Here is a 19433-nt window from a genome sequence, read left to right on the forward strand (position 1 = left end):
GCCTTGCGCTCAGGGGCGCTTGAGCAGGCTCGGGCTTGCCAGCAAGTTGGTCAGCCGGTCTGCATAGAGTGCAAGTTGCGAATAATCCATGGCCAGCTCGCCGCTGTCGTCCGGGGTGTTGCTGTCCATGCGGTTCATGCGGGTCGTGATTGCAAGCAGGGTGGCCTGCACGGTGGCCGAGGAGAAGTCCGTCTCGTCGATACCCAATGTCATTAGTGAAACCATGGCGGACCTCTACTAAAGTGTTAATACCATATGATGGCATTCTGGCGTCAAAAGCAAGACGCCCGATGATTATTCCGTCGGATGTCATGTGCTTCTTTGAGCCGCTTGAGGCGCGAAGGGTTCACACAGAGGATTATAAAAATCCATCTTTTCAGTGGCTTAGTGAAAAAAACTGATTGACAGGGTTATGGATATCCGTAGAATGCGCCCCACAGCAGGCACGTAGCTCAGTTGGTTAGAGCACCACCTTGACATGGTGGGGGTCGTTGGTTCGAGTCCAATCGTGCCTACCAAACAAATCCGCCTCTGCTGGCGGTATCAAAAAGGGCAATCCACAAGGGTTGCCCTTTTTGTTTTGCACTTGTTTCAGCTGCCGGTCGCATGGCTTGCGACCATTGGCTTATCTGAAAATCAGCACCGCCGCGCCGGCAATCACTAGCACCACGCCAAAGATCATCCGCGCAATCCATGGCGCGGTCAGCCACACACCCGTCGCGCCGGCGATCTGGCCGATGTTCTTTTCGCTGAGCAGGCGATTGCCCGGGCCTGCATTCATCGGGTTGCCGCACTGTGGGCAGGCGTAGGCTTTATCGGAAATCCGCGCATTGCATTCAGGGCAGTCGATCAGGCTCATGGTTTTTCCGGCATCGGTTGTTTTCAATGCCGGTAAGACCTCTTCACCAAGGCGCGGTTCGCGCAGGGTTGTGAAGTTGTGCGCTGCTTGGCAGTTGCGCTGCTGGATCAGTGGCGACGGGCAAGATACTGGATGATGCGCCGGGTCGCATTGCTGGCCTTGCGTTGGCCTATTTCACTGTCGGCCAGCCATTGGCAATCGCTGATTTCATTGAGCGGGCGGGGTGTTTCGTGCTGTGGCACTTCGGTGATGAACACGTAATGCAGCACTTGATTGCCGGGATATTGAGCCAGATAGCGCAGGTCGAGGTCGTGCAGTCCGGTTTCTTCGCAGAGTTCCCGGATCGCGGCTTGTTGCGGGGTTTCATCGGCTTCTATCTTGCCACCGGGCAACGCCCAGCGGGATTTGGGTTTGCGTACGTACAGAATCTGGTTATCGCGCTTGCAGATAACGGTCGCTCTGGCTTTCATCGTTCTTACAGTTCCTGTCTGCGACGGATCGCTCCATTGCAGGCTTTGTCCCGTTTGTAGCGATAAAGGTTCAGAGTTTTCTGAACGTATGAAAAAGCCCGGCATGCCGGGCTCTTTCAACAATAATCAGAAATCCCCGGTCCCAGAGGCTGTGCTGACTTGCTGCGCCATTGCGCGATAGGTTCCGTCGTCCGTAGCGCCCAGCAATGCCCGGCCATCCTTGAGCGTCGCCAGAAAGGTGATTTCCTTTCCTTCGCCGCCCAGCATCATGCCTGCTGCTGCGCCCACCGCACCCAACACCAGCGCGCCGGCCAAGCCGCGTCCGAGAGTGCCTTCAAGGCTTCTATTATGTCCCTGGCTGGCGATTTCTACCGATTTGATGTCGCTGTGCCGAAAGCTGATACCCGGCCATGGAAACAACGGGGTGACAAGTGTGATGGTGCCCGAGCGATATTCGCCATCACCTTGAAGAAAATCCCCCGCTAAAACGTTGATCTTAGCCATGTTCATTTCTCCATTGTTTCAACCGGATAACCATTGCGCGCGCCTGTGAGCCGCGTGTCAACGGCCAGGAGACGAGCAGGCGGGTGCCCGTCGGCCGGCCTTGGCCATTTATGGCTATGTGCGATCAGTGGCGGTCGCTTAGAATAGCCAGCTTTTCTCCCAGCAGGATGCGGGACCTGACTCCACGTTTATGGATGTGCTGCTTTCATGAATGTTCCCATAGTGATCCACGATGCCCATCGCTCGCTGCATGACCCGTTGGCCAGGGCTGGCAGCCATCGTTCGGCGGCCATTACTGAGCTGCTCGACGCACTGAGAGCGGCGCATCCCGGGCAGCGCTGGGCGGCCTATCTGGCCGGTGAGCACAAGCATCTGCTCGGCTGCGATGGTCAGGGTTACGATTGGCCCGAGCGCATTGCCGGTAGCGATGTCGAGGCATTTTGTCGCGCCAGAGGCCTGCAGCGCCGGGTCGCCGGTATGGGCGAGGAACCTCTGGGCTGGGTGCTGGCTTGCGCATCGTGTGCTAACACTCCGTGGCTGGCGGATCTGGCGCTGCATCTGGGGTCGCTGTTACAGAGCGCGGCATTGATTCGCGCCCAGACCACCCAGCGAGTGCTATACGAAATCAGCTCGCTGGCCAGCTCCACTCGTGATCGCGGCACCTTCATCAAAGGCGTACACCAGCAACTGACGACATTGATCGACGCCGAGAATTTTTCTCTGGCGCTGTACGACCGCCTGCGGGCCAAGATTACCTTCCCTTACTACATCGACAACACTGACGAGCATGCGCCCGCCGCAGACAGCTATGAGTTTCTTGATCCAAAGCGGATAACCCTGACCGGGCATGTGCTGACCCGCGGCCAGTCATTGTTCGTCGATGCTCATGACATTGAGTTGGGCGAGGCGCAGGGGCGGTTCTTCTGCGCCGGCAAACGTCCTGAGTTCTGGATGGGGGCGCCGCTGAAAAACGCCGCCGACGAGGTGTTCGGCATGCTGGCGATGCAGGTCTACGACGCTTCGCGAATTTACAGCACAGAAGACCGCACGTTGTTCCAGGTGGTCGCGCAGCATGTGGGCATGGCGCTGGAGCGGCTGCTGCATCGCACCGACCTTGAGCAGACCGTGCTGCTGCGCACTCAGCAGTTGTCGGCGGCCAATCATGCATTGCGTCAGGAAGTGGTCGATCGTGAACGTGCCGAACATCTGCAGAGTGCCTTGTTCCAGATCACCGAGCTGGCCAGCCAGCAGGGTGATATGGATGCGCTGTTTCATGGCCTGCATGTGATTGTCGGTGAGTTGCTTGAGGCGCAGAACTTCTACATTGCTCTGTATGACAACGCGACCGGTGAAGTGGCGTTTCCGTATTTTGTCGATGAACGCACTGCGCGTCCCGGCACCCGGCGTGGCCAGCGGGGTTTTACCGAGTATGTCATCCGTCAACAGCGTCCTTGCCTGATTGATCGGGAACAAGCCCTGCGCCTGGAGGCCCAGGGCGAGATCGAGGCCCAGAAAGAGTCGCATCGTTCCTGGTCCTGGCTGGGCATCCCGCTGTTCGAGGGGGAGCAAGTACGCGGCATCCTGGTGGTGCAGAGCTACTCGCCCGAGGTGGGTTACACCTTGCGCGACCAAGAGCTGCTGACCTTCGTATCGCGGCACATCGATACCGCGCTGTCACGGCGCAGCGCCGCCGAAGCCATCCATACCGCCAACCTGCAGCTCGAAGCCAGGGTTAATGACCGTACCCGTGAGCTGGACCTGGCCAATGCCCAGTTGCAGTACGAGAACTCCCACGATGCGCTGACCGGTCTGGCCAACCGCAGCCATCTGCAGCAACGCCTGCAGGCGGCCTGGCAGCAGTTTTGCGACGACGACCGGCAGTTGATCGTGATGTTCATCGACCTGGACCGTTTCAAGCTGGTCAATGACACCCTCGGCCATCACTGCGGCGACGATCTGCTGATCCAGGCCGCTGAGCGCCTGCGCAGTTGCATGCGCAGTAACGATTTGTTGGCAAGGCTCGGCGGCGATGAGTTCGCGGTGCTGGCGCAAGGCGCGTCGCTGGAGATGGGCAGCGTGATTGCCGAGCGGATTCTGGTGGCCTTTGACTTGCCGTTTCAAATCGACGGCCATACGGTGTTTTCGTCGTGCAGCATCGGCGTGGTAGGGGCTGACCGGCAGTTCCATAAAGAACCTGACGACTTGCTGCGCGATGCCGATATCGCCATGTATCGGGTCAAGAACGCCGGGCGTGACAGTTTTGCGGTGTTCAACCAGCAGTTGCGTCGCGAAGTGTCTGATCAGATCGAGCAGGAAGGCGCGCTGCGCAATGCGCTCAAGCGTACTGACGAACTGGTGCCGTATTTCCAGCCCATCGTCTGTGTGACCAGTGGCAAGCTATTGGCCCTGGAAGCACTGATTCGCTGGCATCAACCGGACGGTCGGGTGATTGCACCGGGCAACTTCCTGTCAGCGCTGGAAGGCTTGCGGCTGATCGGTCGTCTGGACCTGTACATGTTGCAGCGGGTGATCGAGATCCTCGCGTTACCGGAAAATGCGCACTGGCCAGCCGTGCATGTCAATTGTTCGGCCTACAGCATCACACGGGCGGAGTTCGCCGCCGAAGTGCTGGCGTTGTTGGCTGACCATGGCGTAGCGCCGTCGCGGATTTGTCTTGAGCTGACTGAAGGGGCTTTGGTGGCTGAGCCCGAGCGTGCCCGGCAGACCATGAAGCAACTGGCGGACAACGGTGTGTCGGTGGTTCTCGACGACTTTGGCGCGGGCTTCTCATCCTTGAGTTACGTGCACCAGTACCATTTCAGTGGCTTGAAGATCGACAAGTCATTCATTTTTGAACTCAGTAGCAGTGCGCGAAGCCGGGCCATCGTCCGCGCCATTGTGCGCATGGCCGAATCACTGGATCTGACGGTAGTGGCCGAAGGTGTCGAAGATCCGGTCACCCTGGATCTGCTACGTGAGATCGGTGCAGGGCAGGCGCAGGGCTACCATTTTTCCAGACCGATGCCTGAAGCCAGTCTGATGCTGCCACTGACCAACTGATCGGCAAAGGCTTGCCGGGTCTGGCAAGCCATGGCCGAGCGGGGCGCAAGCTGAATCGCGTGCGCATTGGCCGACACCTTGTTATTCAAGGCCTCGCGACAGTGGCACTTATCTTGCTGAACCTTCATCGGGGCCACAAAGCCCCGCAACGGCAGGAGATCAATCATGTTTGTCAGCAACAATACGCTCGAAGGCCTGGCCTCCAGGTTCGTCAACGGGCGCAGAACGCTGGACGACCTGTCTCAGGAGTTTGGCGCCTTTGTGCCGACGATTACGCAGGCAGCGGCGGCGACGCTCAGCTCCGGCTCAGGCAGTGCCGCCTCACAAGGTAATGCTCAGGGCGACACCGGCTATAACGAGTCATTTGCCCGGATGATGCTCAACCTGAAGACTCAGGGGCAGTCATCGCTGTCCGCCTCTGTCGCCGACGGTGACAACGGAGTGTCGACCGAGCAGGGGTCGAACCTGACCTCGACGCAGCAGGCCTTCCTTGACTATATGCAGCAGCCGGCCAGCGAGCGCTTGCGTGAGCAATTGACGGGTGTCAGCAAGCAGCAGTACGAGGCGATGAGTCCTGAGCAGCAGAAGGCGGTCGATCAGAAGTTTACCGAGGCACTGAAGCAACAGCAGGAAATTGCCCAGCAAGACATCAACACCCGGATCAAGGCACTCAAGGCAGGACTGATCGCCTGATCCGCTCTACGACGCCTTCGGGCGTCGCTTTTTTTCCAGCCAGCACTCAAGGGCTGGCAGCGGCGGCCTGCTCGTTGGCTGGCTGCAGCGCGGCGCACCACTGATCTCGTCCACGATGCTTGGCGGCGTACAGAAAAGCGTCGGCGCTTTTGATCATCAGCTGCGCAGTAATGTCTTCGCGGCGCGGTGCGTGGACTGTCAGGCCGGCGCTGGCGGTGACCTGACCGGTCGGGTGGTCGAGGTGTTCGATCGCCAGGCCGCGAATTGCCTCCAGCAGGTCACTAACGATCTTCGCCGCCGCTGCCGGCGACGTATCGGGTAACAGAATGGTGAATTCTTCGCCGCCGTAGCGCACTGCCAGGTCGGTTTCGCGCTGCAAGGTGCCTGCAATGGCCTGGCCGACCTGACGCAGGCACTCATCGCCAGCTGAGTGGCCGTAGCGGTCATTGAAGCGCTTGAAGTAATCGACATCCAGCATGATCAGCGCCAGGCTGGTGTTCTGCCGCCGGGCCCGGGCAATCTCTTCGGCCAGTGCCAGATCCAGTCGGCGCCGGTTACCCAGGCCGGTCAGGCTGTCGGTCAGGGCCATGTCCCGGACCAGCCCGTGTACCCGGCGCAGCTCGGTCTCCATGCTCATGCGCGCGCGCAACTGGCGGATCACGATAACCCCAAAACTGGCCAGCCCGGCAATCAACAGCAACAGAATGAGGCCGGTCTTGAACAGGTCCTGGCGCCAGGGGGCGATGATTGAGCTGCGCGAGATGCCGGCTTCGACCACCAGCGGGTAGCGGCTCAGTGCCCGGTAGCCATACAGGCGCCAAGTGCCGTCGACCACCGCGCGGACCTCGGCCACCCCGGCGCTGGACCAAGGCAGATAGCGGGTGAATATTTCACTTTGCGACAGGCTCTTGCCGATGGTCGCGGCGACGAAGGGGCGGCGCACCAGAATTGTCCCGTCACGGATTGCCAGCACCAGAGCGCCTTTATCGTCGATTTTGAAGTCGCCGTAATAGTCGACGAAGTAACTGACCCGGACGGTGCCGAGCATGACCCCGGCAAATGAGCCGTCATGATTGTTGAGGCGGCGCGAGACAGGAATGATCAGTTCCTGGGTCGAGCGGCTACTGACCACCCGGCTGACCAGCACCGCACGGTCGGTATGGGTGCGGTGGTAGATAAAGTAATCGCGGTCGGCGTTATTGGCTGAGTCAGGGGTAGCGGTCTTGTCGGTGACAATCCATTTGCCGTTGGCATCGTAAACAAACAGCCCGTGCAACTGCGGCATGATGCGGGTCTGCTCGATCATCAGCGCGTGCATTCTGCCCACGTCGATATTTTCCAGGCCATCGCCTTCGATACGTTCGGCCAGCAATGAGGTCAGGATGTCGACCTGGCGAATGGCGTCTTCGGCGTGCTGGGCCGTCGCACGGGCCAGATTGTTCACCGAGTTCTCGGCCGCTGCGAACGCTTGGCGGTAATCGCGCCAGGCGCGCCAGCCTTCGACAGCCATGAAGGTGCTGATCACCAGCAGCATGAATATGACGGTCAGGCGCAGCAGCTGCGTGGCGCGTTCACGGTCCTCTGGCAACGGGCCGGCGGCGGCACTGCTTGAATCGCGTGATGGACGTCCCTGCATTGAAATCTCTTCCTGTTCGACGCTGCTCAGCATACAGACAGTGATGGCCATTTGGCTTGCATAACAAGTGGCCGCCGCGGGCAAATCCGCCAGAGCCTCCTATGCTTGCCCGGCAGGTTAAGAACCTATGCCCAGAGCGCACCGGAGGCTATCGGCAACGGCGTTAAAACCTTTGAACTTTCCATATGCAGGTCGTTCGGAATCTTTGCGGCCGCCGTCGCGCGGGTCCTGTTCAAGAGCGCAGCTCATTCAACTTCAACGGAGCGTCCCAGAGGCGTAAGGAGAGAGGCTCGATGAATCAACAGTCTTACGGTCCGGATGCCCAGGCCTTTGTCGTTTCGCAAGTCAATCGGCCGCTGTCACTGACCCAGGCGCTGCAACTGCCCAGGGTGGTGATTGAAGACACCACGCCGGTGCTCGAAGCGGGGCGCTTCGCCGTCAAGGCTATCGTCGGCCAGCCGGTCCATGTGACCAGCAAGGTCTACGCCGACGGCCATGACAAGCTGGCGGTGCAATTGAGCTGGCGTGCCGAGGGCGATGAGCAGTGGCACAGTGTGCGCATGCGTGAGCTGGGCAACGATGGCTGGCAGGGGCGCTTTACCCCAGGCTCGGTCGACCGCTATGTATTTCGGCTCGAAGCCTGGATCGATCAGTTCGCCAGCTATCGCTACGAGCTGGAAAAAAAGCATGCAGCCGGGGTGCCGGTCGAGCTTGAACTGGAAGAGGGGCGTATTCATCTGCAGCACGCTGCTGAACGCAGCCAGGGCGCCTTGCGCGAACAGCTTCAGGCGCTGCTGCAACGCTTTGAGGGCCAGGATGCGCAGCACCGGGTTGAGCTGTTTCTGCGCAGTGAAACAGCGGCGCTGATGGCCCAGGCGGATAACCGTGGCTACCTGAGCATCAGCCCGCAATTTCCAGTGGATGTGGAACGTGAGCTGGCGCAGTTTGCCAGCTGGTACGAGCTGTTTCCCCGTTCGATCACCGATGACCCACAGCGCCACGGGACATTCAATGACGTGCATGCGCGGCTGCCGATGATCCGTGACATGGGCTTCGACGTGCTGTATTTCCCGCCCATTCACCCGATCGGCCGCGCGCATCGAAAGGGGCCGAACAACTCGCTGACCGCAGGCCCCGATGATCCGGGCAGCCCGTACGCCATCGGCAGCCCCGATGGCGGCCATGAGGCGATTCATCCGCAACTGGGCAGCCGCGAGGACTTTCGCGCTCTGGTTGCTGCGGCGGCAGAACACGGGCTGGAAATCGCCCTGGATTTCGCCATTCAGTGTTCCCAGGATCACCCGTGGCTTGAGCAGCATCCTGGCTGGTTCAGCTGGCGCCCGGACGGCACCATTCGCTACGCGGAAAACCCGCCGAAGAAATACCAGGACATCGTCAACGTCGATTTCTACGCACCCGACGCCATTCCTGCGCTGTGGCTGGAACTGCGCGACATTATTCTTGGCTGGGTCGCGGAAGGTGTGAAGATCTACCGCGTGGATAACCCGCACACCAAGCCGCTGCCGTTCTGGGAATGGCTGATCGATGATGTGCGCCGCAAGCACCCCGACGTCATGTTCCTCGCCGAAGCCTTCACCAAGCCTGCGATGATGGCGCGGCTGGGCAAGGTCGGCTATTCGCAGAGCTACACCTATTTCACCTGGCGCAACAACAAGGCCGAGCTGTCGGAGTATTTCACTCAGCTCAACCAAGCGCCGTTGCGCGATTGCTACCGGCCGAACTTCTTCGTCAACACACCGGACATCAACCCGCATTTCCTGCATCACTCCGGGCGCGCCGGGTTTTTGATCCGCGCCGCGCTGGCCACCATGGGCTCGGGGTTGTGGGGGATGTACTCGGGGTTCGAACTGTGCGAGTCGGCGCCGCTGCCTGGCAAGGAGGAATACCTCGATTCGGAGAAGTATCAGATCCGCGTTCGTGACTTCAGCGCGTCGGGCAATATCATCGCCGAGATTGCCCAGCTCAATCGGATTCGTCGGCAGAACCCGGCCTTGCAGACCCATCTGGGCCTGAAGCTGTATACCGTCTGGAACGACAACATCCTGTATTTCGGCAAGCGCACCGAGGACGGCAGCAACTTCATCCTGGTTGCGGTCAGCCTTGATCCGTACAACGTCCAGGAAGCGCATTTCGAGTTGCCGCTCTGGGAAATGGGGCTGCATGACACTGCCGAAACACAGGGCGAAGACTTGATGAACGGCCACCGCTGGACCTGGTACGGCAAGGTGCAATGGATGCGCATCGATCCTCATTATCAGCCGTTCGGTATCTGGCGGATCAGCGCGACGTAGTTCAAAGGGAGTTCGCCATGCCGAAGTCGAAGTCAAAGTCGCAAAAAACGCGGTCCGCCAGCTTCATCAACGACCCGCTCTGGTACAAGGATGCGGTGATCTACCAAGTCCACGTCAAGTCATTCTTCGACTCCAACGATGACGGCATCGGGGACTTTCCAGGCCTGATCGCCAAGCTCGATTACATCGCCGGGCTGGGGGTCAATACCCTGTGGGTGTTGCCGTTCTATCCTTCGCCGCGGCGCGATGACGGCTACGACATTGCCGAGTATCGGGCTGTGCATCCTGACTACGGCAGCATGGCCGATGCCAAGCGCTTTATCAGTGAGGCGCACAAGCGCGGGCTGCGGGTGATCACCGAACTGGTGATCAACCACACCTCCGACCAGCATCCGTGGTTCCAGCGCGCCCGGCATGCCAAGCCCGGCTCCAAAGCGCGCAACTTCTATGTGTGGTCCGACACTGACCAAAAGTACGAGGGCACGCGGATCATCTTTCTCGACACCGAGAAATCCAACTGGACCTGGGACCCGGTGGCCGGTCAGTACTTCTGGCACCGATTTTATTCTCATCAGCCAGACCTGAATTTCGATAACCCGCAGGTGATGGACGCGGTGCTAGGGGTGATGCGCTTCTGGCTCGACCTGGGGGTGGACGGCTTGCGCCTGGACGCCATCCCGTACCTGATCGAGCGCGATGGTACTAACAACGAAAACCTGCCCGAGACCCATCAGGTGCTCAAGCGCATCCGCGCTGAAATCGACGCCAATTATCCCGACCGGATGCTGCTGGCCGAGGCCAATCAGTGGCCTGAAGACACGCAGATGTACTTTGGTGACGTGAAGGGCGGTGATATCAAGGGCGGTGACGTGAAGGGCGGTGATATCAAGGGCGGTGACGTAAAGGGCGGCGACAGCAACGGCGCCGACGGCGATGAGTGCCATATGGCCTTTCATTTCCCGCTGATGCCGCGCATGTACATGGCGCTGGCTCAGGAAGACCGCTTCCCGATCACCGACATCCTCAGCCAGACGCCGGCGATTCCTGCCAACTGTCAGTGGGCAATCTTCCTGCGCAATCACGATGAGCTGACCCTGGAAATGGTCACCGACCGCGAGCGTGACTACCTGTGGAACCACTATGCCGCTGACCGCCGGGCACGGATCAACCTGGGCATTCGGCGGCGTCTTGCGCCATTGGTGGAGCGCGATCGGCGGCGGATCGAACTGCTCAACAGCATGCTGTTGTCGATGCCGGGCACGCCGACTCTGTATTACGGTGATGAGCTGGGCATGGGTGACAATATCTATCTGGGCGACCGCGACGGGGTGCGTACCCCCATGCAGTGGTCGATTGACCGCAATGGCGGCTTTTCCCGCGCCGACCCGGCCAGCCTGGTATTGCCGCCAATCATGGACCCGTTGTACGGCTTTCAGTCGGTCAATGTCGAGACTCAGGACCGTGACCCGCATTCATTGCTGAACTGGACCCGGCGCATGCTGGCAGTACGCAAACAACAAAAAGCCTTCGGCCGTGGTGCGCTGAACCTGTTGTCGCCCAACAACCGACGGATTCTGGCCTACACCCGGGAATACACCGGTACCGACGGACACACCGAGATCATTTTGTGCGTCGCCAACATGTCCAGCGCCGCCCAGGCGGTGGAGCTGGACTTGTCGGCCTACGCCGGCATGGTGCCGGTGGAAATGCTCGGCGGCAGTGCGTTTCCGCCCATTGGCCAGCTCACTTACCTGCTGACCTTTGCCCCCTACGGGTTTCATTGGTTTCTACTCGCTGCGGAGAATCAAATGCCCAGTTGGCACGTTGAACCGGCGCAGAGCATGCCGGACTTCCCGACCCTGGTACTCAAGAAACGACTGGAAGAGCTGCTCGAACAACCGCTGCGCGGCACCATCGAAAACACTTCGCTGGCGGTCTACTTGCCCAAGCGGCGCTGGTTCGCCAGCAAAGACAAGCCCATCGACAAGGTCAATATCGCCCATGCGGTGCGCTTCTCTGACGGGCTGCGGCCGGTGCTGCTCAGTGAAATCGAGGTGACTGCTGGCGGCCAGACCGAGCGCTACCAGTTGCCGTTCGGCCTGTTGGCCGAGGACGACATCAGCAGCGCCTTGCCCCAGCAATTGGCCCTGGCTCGGGTGCGGCGCGGTGCTCAGGTCGGCCTGATCACCGATGCCTTCACCCGGGAGCCCTTCATCCGTAACCTGGTTCAGGCGATGCAGGACGGCACCGTGATCGACAGCGGCGAGGGCGACTTGCAGTTCAAGGCCACCGCCCGGCTTGAGCCGCTGGGCCTTGATCAGGAGTCGACCGTGCGCTATTTGTCGGCCGAGCAATCCAACAGCTCGGTGGTGGTGGGCGAAGCGTTGGTGCTGAAGATGATCCGCAAGGTCAGCGCCGGTGTTCACCCTGAACTGGAAATGGGCGCCTACTTGACGGCCGCCGGCTACCCGAACATTTCACCGCTGCTCGGCTCGCTGCAGCGCATCGGCACGGAGGGTCAGCCACACCTGCTGATGATCGCCCAAGGCTATCTGGACAATCAGGGCGATGCCTGGGAATGGACCCAGAACAACCTGGAGCGTGCGGTGCGCGACGAGCTGACGCGGCGCACCGCCAGCCAGGAGCAGGCTTATAACGCCTTGGCCGAACTGGCCGATTTTTCCCGTACCCTGGGTCAGCGACTCGGCGAGATGCATCAGGTGTTGGCGGCGCCGACTGACAACCCCGATTTCGCCACCGAAAACACGGGCACCAAAGAGGCGCAGGCCACAGCCAAACGGGTGCAGGCCCAACTCGACCATGCCCTGAAATTACTCGAGCAGCGCCGCGAAAGTTTGCAACCTGCCGATTGGCTGTTGGTCGAACAGCTGCTCACCCGTCGTAAAGCGCTGGATAAACACGTCCAGACCCTGGCCAAGGCCTCTGTGGGCGGGCTGCGCATGCGGGTCCACGGCGACCTGCATCTGGGTCAGGTGCTGGTGGTTAAAGGAGATGCATACCTGATCGACTTTGAAGGCGAGCCGGTGCGTGCGCTGGATGAGCGCCGTGGCAAATACAGCCCTTTCAAGGATGTTGGCGGCGTACTGCGTTCGTTCGACTACGCTGCGGCGATGGCCGTGCGCAGCGCGCAGAGCGCGGACACCTCGGCAGAGGCGATTGCGGCGCGTGAGCATGTGGCGAGTGAGTATCTGCGTCAGGCCCGCGAGTCGTTTCTTGAGGGCTATCGCAAGGCGACCCAAGGCCTGGCGCATGCCTGGCAAGACCCGCAGGGAGAGGCGGCAGCGCTGGAACTGTTTACGCTGGAAAAAACTGCATACGAAGTGATCTACGAAGCCGAGAATCGCCCGGATTGGTTGGCCGTACCTTTGCAAGGGTTATGGCAAGGGCTACGTGGGTTGCTGGAATTGAACGATGGAGAGTCGAAATGAATGCGTCTGACAAAAGCGGCGCGGGCCGCCAACCAATGCCCGCTGCCGTCGACACGGAAGCTTTGATCCGTGCCGAGCACCACGATCCGTTCGCCATTCTCGGCCCCCATGACGACGGCAAGGGCGGGCAGTTCATTCGCGCCTACCTGCCCGGCGCCCTGAGTGCCCGAGTGCTGGCCCGCGGCACTGAGCAAGAGCTGGGCGAGTTGCACATGGGCGAAGTGCCTGGCCTGTTCGTTGGCCAGTTCGCTGAAAAGCAGCCGTATCTGCTGAGAGTGCAATGGGCCGGCGGCGAACACATCACCGAAGACCCGTACAGCTTTGGCCCGCAACTGGGCGAGATGGACATCTACCTGTTCTCGGAAGGCAACCACCGCGATCTTGGCGCCTGCCTGGGGGCTCAGGTAATCAACGTTGATGGCGTACAAGGCGTGCGCTTTGCGGTCTGGGCACCCAATGCCCGGCGCGTGTCGGTGGTTGGCGATTTCAACAACTGGGATGGCCGCCGGCACCCGATGCGCGTGCGTCATCCGTCGGGCATCTGGGAGATCTTTATTCCGCGCCTGCAGCCTGGCGATGTCTACAAATACGAGATCCTCGGTGCCCACGGCATTCTGCCGCTCAAATGCGACCCGGTGGCGCGCGCCACCACTTTGCCGCCAGACACCGCCTCGAAAGTTGCCGCGCCGCTGCAATTTGACTGGCAGGACCACGATTGGCTGGCCAGCCGCGCCGATCGCCACTCGCCGGCTGCGCCACTGTCGATCTACGAGCTGCATGCCGGTTCCTGGCAGATGGAGCAGAACGAGGACGGCACGGCCTGGCGGCAATACAACTGGCGGGAACTGGCCGACCGCTTGATCCCTTACGTCAAGGAACTGGGCTTCAGCCATATCGAGCTGATGCCGATCATGGAGCATCCATTCGGCGGTTCCTGGGGCTATCAACTGCTGGCGCAGTTTGCGCCCACTGCGCGCTATGGATCGCCAGAAGACTTCGCGGCGTTCGTCAACGCCTGCCACCAGGCCGAAATCGGCGTGATTCTCGACTGGGTACCGGCGCATTTTCCTACCGACGAACACGGCCTGGCGCAATTTGACGGCACCGCGCTGTACGAGTACGGCAACCCGCAAGAGGGCTTTCACCAGGACTGGGACACGCTGATCTACAACCTGGGCCGTACCGAAGTGCACGGCTTCATGCTGGCTTCGGCGCTGCACTGGCTCAAGCAGTTCCATATCGACGGCCTGCGGGTCGATGCGGTGGCCTCGATGCTGTACCGCGACTATTCCCGCAAGGCCGGGGAGTGGGTACCGAACCGTTATGGCGGTCGGGAAAACCTGGAAGCCATCGACTTTTTACGCCACCTCAACGATGTGGTCGCAGTCGAGGCCCCCGGTGCGCTGGTCATCGCCGAAGAATCCACGGCCTGGCCCGGCGTTACCCAACACACCGAACAAGGTGGCCTGGGTTTCAACTACAAGTGGAACATGGGCTGGATGCACGACTCGCTGCATTACATTCAGCAAGATCCGGTGCACCGCTCACACCACCATAACGAACTGAGTTTCGGTCTGGTGTACGCGTGGTCGGAGCGTTTCATCCTGCCGATCTCCCACGACGAAGTGGTACACGGCAAGCGCTCGCTGATTGACAAGATGCCTGGCGACCGCTGGCAGAAGTTCGCCAACCTGCGCGCCTACCTGGCCTTCATGTGGACCCATCCGGGCAAGAAGCTGTTGTTCATGGGCTGTGAGTTCGGCCAATGGCGCGAATGGAATCACGACGAGCAACTGGACTGGTATCTGCTGCAATACGCCGAGCATATCGGGGTGAAGAAGCTCGTCAGCGACCTCAACCGGCTGTACCGCGAAGAAAAGGCGCTACACGAGCGCGACGCCGAACCGATGGGTTTTCAGTGGCTGATCGGCGATGACCACGCCAACAGCGTCTACGCCTGGCTGCGCTGGAGCAAAGGTGGTGAGCCGCTGCTGGTGGTCTGCAACCTGACCCCTGTACCACGCGAGGGCTACCGGGTTGGCGTACCGTTCGAGGGGGCATGGCAAGAACTGCTCAACAGCGACTCGCAAACCTACGCCGGCTCCAATGTCGGCAACGCCGGCGAGGTTCAGGCTCAAGCGCAGGTCAGCCACGGCCAGGCGGCATCGCTGCTGCTCAACCTGCCGCCGCTCGGTGTAGTGGTGTTCAAGCCTCGCGGATAATTCGGGGGCTTTGCACTTGTAGCAGCGGCTTCAGCCGCGAACGCAGCACCAGGCGTTCGTGGCTGAAGCGGATGGTTGTGTAGCAGCGCCTGTCAGACCCGCCGCGACAGCCACCAGGTCAGTCCCAGCGCCAGCAGCGAGAGCAGGGCGCTGTAGAAGAAGATCAAACCATAGCCCTGGCCCAGGGCTATGGCCCCCATCACCGGGCCGGCGACCGCCATGGCCAGATCGAAAAACACGGCATAGGCACTCAGGCCCGCTGAACGGCTGGTGGCCGGCACGCGCTTGATCGCTTCAACCCCGAGCGCCGGATACACCAGTGACAGCCCCAGGCCGGTCAGGCCGGCGCCTGCCAGCGCAAAACCGGTATTGGGTGCCAGCCACAACAGGCCAAGGCCGACCACTTCCACGCCCATGCACAGCATCGCCGCCAGAAAGCCGCCCAGACGATTGATTGCGCCGATGAACAAGAGCCGCGAAAGGATGAAGCACACGCCAAACAACGTCAGACACCAGGCCGCCCCCTCCCAGCCACGGCTGATGTAGAACAGCGTAATGAACGTCGTCAGGGTGCCGTAACCGATGGACGCCAGGGTCAGTGCCAGCCCATAGGGCGAAATACGGCTGAACACCGACCAGTAGGGCAGCCGTTCACCCTTGATGACCGGCACCGAGGGCTTGTGGCGAATCAGCAGCAAACCACTACCGGCCAGGACCAACAGCGCCACCCCCAGACTGTGAATACCGACCTGATCAATCATCAATACGCCCAGCGGAGCGCCAATGGCGATGGCACCGTACGACGCAATACCGTTCCAGGAAATCGAGCGGGCCGTGTGCTCGACGCCGACTTTGGCAATTGACCAACTGATGGTGCCCACGCCGATAAAACCCTGCGCCACCCCCATGATCATCCGCGCCACGATCAGCAGGCTCAGGCTGAGTGCTGGAATCGACTGGCTCAGCGTGCCGAACAGGGTCAGTGTGCCGCCGAGCACGAACCCCGCCAGGCCGTAGACGATGGTCCGCTTGCTGCCCAGATTGTCGGTAATACGCCCGGCCAGCGGGCGGCTCATCAGGGTGGTCAGGTATTGCGCACCAATCGCCAGCCCCGCGACGACGGCGCTGAAACCCAACTGGTCATGGACATAGCCGGGCAAGATTGCGATGGGCAGCCCAACGCATAGGAACGCGATGAAGGTGTACAGCACGATGCTGACGATTTGCAGGGTGACGGGCAGGGTGCCGGTTTGTGCGGGGGTTACAGGCATGAGACGGCTTCGCTGGCGGCTGGGTGGGCGTGGTTCATCATGGCGTGGGCAGGTGGCAAAGGAAAGCACCCTAACTATTTCATCAAAAGGGGATTGCCGTTGGTTGATACTTGGTCATAGGATGACTGATAACAATCAAAACAACAAAGGCGCCTTTCATGATCAAACCCCTGTTGTTCGCTATCGCAGCCGGCTTGAGCCTCAATGCCCATGCCGCGACTTTCGCCTATATCTCCAGCCCGGCTGATGGCCTGATCTCTCAATATCGCCTTGATGAAAGCAATGGCGCCTTGAGTCTGGTGCAGCAGATTCGTGCCGGTGAACAGGTCAATCCACTGGCCGCCTCACTCGATGGCAGCCGTCTGTACGCTGCCTTGCGCGCCAAGCCCTTCAAGGTGCTGGGCTACCAGATCGAGCCGGGCAGCGGCCACTTGAAAACGCTCTCTGAAGCCCCGTTGGCTGACAGCCTTGCTTACCTGTCACTGGACCACACCGGCCGCTACCTGCTGGGTGCCTCCTACGGTGCTGATCTGGTGAGCATCCAGCCGGTTGATAGCACAGATGCCGCGCAGATCAAGACTTACAAAACCGGCCTGCATGCCCATTCGCTGCGCAGCGACCCGAGCAATCGGTTTGCCTACGCTGGCAACCTGGGAGTCGATCATGTGTTGCAGTACCGTCTTGATACCGCGCAAGGCAGCCTGGTGCCCATCGGCAGCGGACAGGTCGATGCCAGCGTCAATAGCGGGCCTCGCCACATGGCATTCTCGCCAGATGGCAAGTTCGTTTATGTCGTTGGCGAAATGAGTGGCAGCGTTACCAGCTATGCGATTGATCAGACCAGCGGGGCGCTGAGCCTGATCAACGAAGCGGCAGGCATCCCCGAGCGGCTGAAGCTGGCCCACGGTGAAGTGCGCGACGCGCGTAATAACGACCTGAAGGACGACCCGACGCCGCGCATCTGGGCGGCCGACATCCGCATCACGCCGCAGGGCAACCTGTTGTTTATCAGCGAACGGGCCAGCAGCTCGGTTTCGGTATTCAAGGTCGACACCGCCACTGGCCGGGTCAGCTTCCTGGAAAACTACGCCGTGCAGGAAAAGCAGCCACGCAATATCGCCGTGTCGCCTAATGGACAATGGTTGCTGGTCAGCGGGGAAAAAAGTGACACGGTGGGCAGTTATGCAATTGGCCAGGAGGGCGAATTGAAGCGGGTCAGCGAAGCCCCATCGGGCAAAGGAGCGGTGTGGATCGAGATGGTTCGCGTCCCGCAGGCCTGAGCCTGTAACGCGGCGTTGAAATCTGGCGGCAGGGGCTGAACCGGACCTGCCGCCAGATGCTTCAAGGCGCCTTTTAGATGACTACACCCTGGCTGCGCAGATAATCATCGTAAGTGCCGCTGAAGTCGATCACGCCATCGGCTGACAACTCGATGATCCGCGTGGCCAGCGACGAGACGAACTCGCGGTCGTGGCTGACGAACAGCAGCGTGCCCGGATAGTTTTCCAGCGCCAGGTTCAGCGCCTCGATCGATTCCATGTCCAGGTGGTTGGTCGGTTCGTCCATCACCAGCACGTTAGGCTTTTGCAGGATCAGCTTGCCGAACAGCATGCGGCCCTGCTCACCACCGGAAATCACCTTCACCGACTTCTGGATTTCGTCGTTGGAGAACAGCATCCGGCCAAGGGTGCCACGCACCAGTTGCTCGCCGCCTTGAGTCCACTGACCCATCCAGTCGAACAGGGTGACGTCGTCTTCGAAGTCGTGGGCGTGGTCCTGGGCGTAGTAGCCAATCTCTGCCGAGTCGGTCCACTTGATGCTGCCAGCATCCGGCGTCAGCTCGTTGACCAGGGTGCGCAGCAAGGTGGTCTTGCCGATACCGTTGGGGCCGATGATCGCAACGCGCTCGCCGGCTTCGACGGTGAAGCTGAAATCCTTGAACAGGGTCTTGCCATCGAAACCCTTGGCCATGCGCTCGACCGTGACTGCCTGGCGGTGCAGCTTCTTGGTCTGGTCGAAACGAATGAACGGGCTGACCCGGCTCGACGGCTTGACCTCGGCCAGCTGGATCTTGTCGATCTGCTTGGCCCGTGAAGTGGCTTGCTTGGCCTTGGAGGCGTTGGCCGAGAAGCGGCTGACGAAGGTTTGCAGCTCGGCGATCTGTGCCTTCTTCTTGGCGTTGTCGGCCAGCAACTGCTCACGCGACTGGGTCGCAGCGGTCATGTATTCATCATAGTTGCCCGGGAACAGGCGCAGCTCACCGTAATCCAGGTCAGCCATGTGGGTGCACACGCTGTTGAGGAAGTGACGGTCGTGGGAAATGATGATCATCAGGCTGTTACGCTGGGTCAGGATGTTCTCCAGCCAGCGAATGGTGTTGATGTCCAGGTGGTTGGTCGGCTCGTCGAGCAGCAACACTTCCGGGTCCGAGAACAACGCCTGGGCCAGCAACACCCGCAGCTTCCAGCCTGGCGCGACTTCGGTCATCGGCCCGTTGTGCAGCTCGATACCGATACCCAGACCCAGCAACAGCTCACCGGCGCGCGATTCGGCGGTGTAGCCATCCATCTCGGCGAACTCGGTCTCAAGCTCCGCCACGGCCATGCCGTCTGCTTCGCTCATCTCCGGCAGCGAATAGATCCGATCACGCTCGGCCTTGACCTTCCACAGCTCTTCATGACCCATGATCACGGTGTCGAGCACAGTGAATTCTTCATAGGCGAACTGATCCTGACGCAGCTTGCCCAGACGCACGTTAGGTTCGAGCATCACCTGACCGCCCGAAGGCTCCAGATCGCCACCGAGGATCTTCATGAAGGTGGACTTGCCGCAGCCGTTGGCGCCGATCAGGCCGTAACGGTTACCGGCACCAAACTTGACCGAGACGTTCTCGAACAGAGGTTTGGGTCCGAATTGCATGGTGATATTTGCTGTAGAGATCAAGTGCCTTACCTATC

The 19433-nt window shown here is 60.5% G+C and carries 13 protein-coding genes and 1 tRNA gene; 7 read left to right on the forward strand and 7 right to left on the reverse strand.

All coding sequences use genetic code 11. The features are described 5' to 3' along the window. Window positions 1-9 precede the first annotated feature (9 nt). Complete coding sequence (locus tag NRB16_RS07330; protein ID WP_144403290.1) at window positions 10-225, reverse strand: hypothetical protein; 216 nt, start codon at window positions 223-225, stop codon at window positions 10-12. A gap of 216 nt (window positions 226-441) precedes the next feature. On the opposite strand from NRB16_RS07330, the gene NRB16_RS07335 reads away from it, so the two are divergent. Next, a tRNA-Val gene (locus NRB16_RS07335) sits at window positions 442-518 on the forward strand. Between the two features lie 107 nt (window positions 519-625). On the opposite strand, the gene NRB16_RS07340 is transcribed toward NRB16_RS07335, so the two are convergent. From NRB16_RS07340 to NRB16_RS07350, 3 genes are all read right to left on the reverse strand, one after another. After that, a complete protein-coding gene (locus tag NRB16_RS07340; RefSeq protein WP_045490480.1) occupies window positions 626-859 on the reverse strand; it encodes a zinc-ribbon domain-containing protein in 234 nt (77 codons plus the stop codon). Between the two features lie 107 nt (window positions 860-966). Continuing rightward, entirely contained in the window at window positions 967-1329 is a 363-nt protein-coding gene (locus NRB16_RS07345; RefSeq protein WP_045490481.1) for an NUDIX hydrolase, read from the reverse strand. Between the two features lie 126 nt (window positions 1330-1455). Continuing rightward, window positions 1456-1833: a hypothetical protein gene (locus NRB16_RS07350; RefSeq protein WP_045490483.1), complete on the reverse strand. Its 378-nt coding sequence runs from the start codon at window positions 1831-1833 to the stop codon at window positions 1456-1458. Between the two features lie 207 nt (window positions 1834-2040). Here NRB16_RS07350 and NRB16_RS07355 point away from each other — a divergent pair, with 207 nt between their 5' ends. Then, window positions 2041-4893: an EAL domain-containing protein gene (locus tag NRB16_RS07355; RefSeq protein ID WP_084710040.1), complete on the forward strand. Its 2853-nt coding sequence runs from the start codon at window positions 2041-2043 to the stop codon at window positions 4891-4893. Between the two features lie 165 nt (window positions 4894-5058). Continuing rightward, the gene (locus NRB16_RS07360; RefSeq protein ID WP_045490484.1) at window positions 5059-5586 is read left to right on the forward strand and encodes a hypothetical protein; all 528 of its coding nucleotides are present in this window, start codon (window positions 5059-5061) and stop codon (window positions 5584-5586) included. Window positions 5587-5632: 46 nt separating this feature from the next. On the opposite strand, the gene NRB16_RS07365 is transcribed toward NRB16_RS07360, so the two are convergent. Then, window positions 5633-7222 carry a sensor domain-containing diguanylate cyclase gene (locus NRB16_RS07365; protein WP_052483600.1) on the reverse strand — a complete coding sequence of 530 codons (1590 nt, stop codon included), beginning with the start codon at window positions 7220-7222 and terminating at the stop codon, window positions 5633-5635. A 293-nt stretch (window positions 7223-7515) separates the two neighbouring features. On the opposite strand from NRB16_RS07365, the gene NRB16_RS07370 reads away from it, so the two are divergent. Genes NRB16_RS07370 through glgB form a run of 3 tightly spaced genes read left to right on the forward strand, consistent with a single transcriptional unit; the run spans window position 7516 to window position 15205 of the window. Beyond that, window positions 7516-9534, forward strand: coding sequence for an alpha-1,4-glucan--maltose-1-phosphate maltosyltransferase (locus NRB16_RS07370; protein ID WP_257105816.1), 2019 nt, complete (start codon window positions 7516-7518; stop codon window positions 9532-9534). A 17-nt stretch (window positions 9535-9551) separates the two neighbouring features. Then, window positions 9552-12983, forward strand: coding sequence for a putative maltokinase (locus tag NRB16_RS07375; RefSeq protein WP_257105817.1), 3432 nt, complete (start codon window positions 9552-9554; stop codon window positions 12981-12983). Next, the gene (gene glgB / locus NRB16_RS07380; protein WP_257105818.1) at window positions 12980-15205 is read left to right on the forward strand and encodes a 1,4-alpha-glucan branching protein GlgB; all 2226 of its coding nucleotides are present in this window, start codon (window positions 12980-12982) and stop codon (window positions 15203-15205) included. Before NRB16_RS07375 ends, glgB begins: the two co-directional genes overlap by 4 nt. A 92-nt stretch (window positions 15206-15297) precedes the next feature. Here the strand turns inward: glgB and NRB16_RS07385 are convergent, their stop codons facing one another. Continuing rightward, on the reverse strand, window positions 15298-16476 hold the full coding sequence (locus tag NRB16_RS07385) for an MFS transporter (RefSeq protein WP_257105819.1): 1179 nt from the start codon (window positions 16474-16476) through the stop codon (window positions 15298-15300). A gap of 158 nt (window positions 16477-16634) precedes the next feature. Between NRB16_RS07385 and NRB16_RS07390 the strand changes: the two genes are divergently transcribed. Then, complete coding sequence (locus NRB16_RS07390; protein WP_253139811.1) at window positions 16635-17756, forward strand: lactonase family protein; 1122 nt, start codon at window positions 16635-16637, stop codon at window positions 17754-17756. A gap of 73 nt (window positions 17757-17829) precedes the next feature. Here the strand turns inward: NRB16_RS07390 and NRB16_RS07395 are convergent, their stop codons facing one another. Continuing rightward, window positions 17830-19419, reverse strand: a complete 1590-nt coding sequence (locus NRB16_RS07395; protein WP_084710042.1) for an ABC-F family ATPase — start codon at window positions 19417-19419, stop codon at window positions 17830-17832. Between the last annotated feature and the right edge of the window lie 14 nt (window positions 19420-19433).

Source organism: Pseudomonas sp. LJDD11, from assembly GCF_024584215.1.
GTDB lineage: Bacteria > Pseudomonadota > Gammaproteobacteria > Pseudomonadales > Pseudomonadaceae > Aquipseudomonas.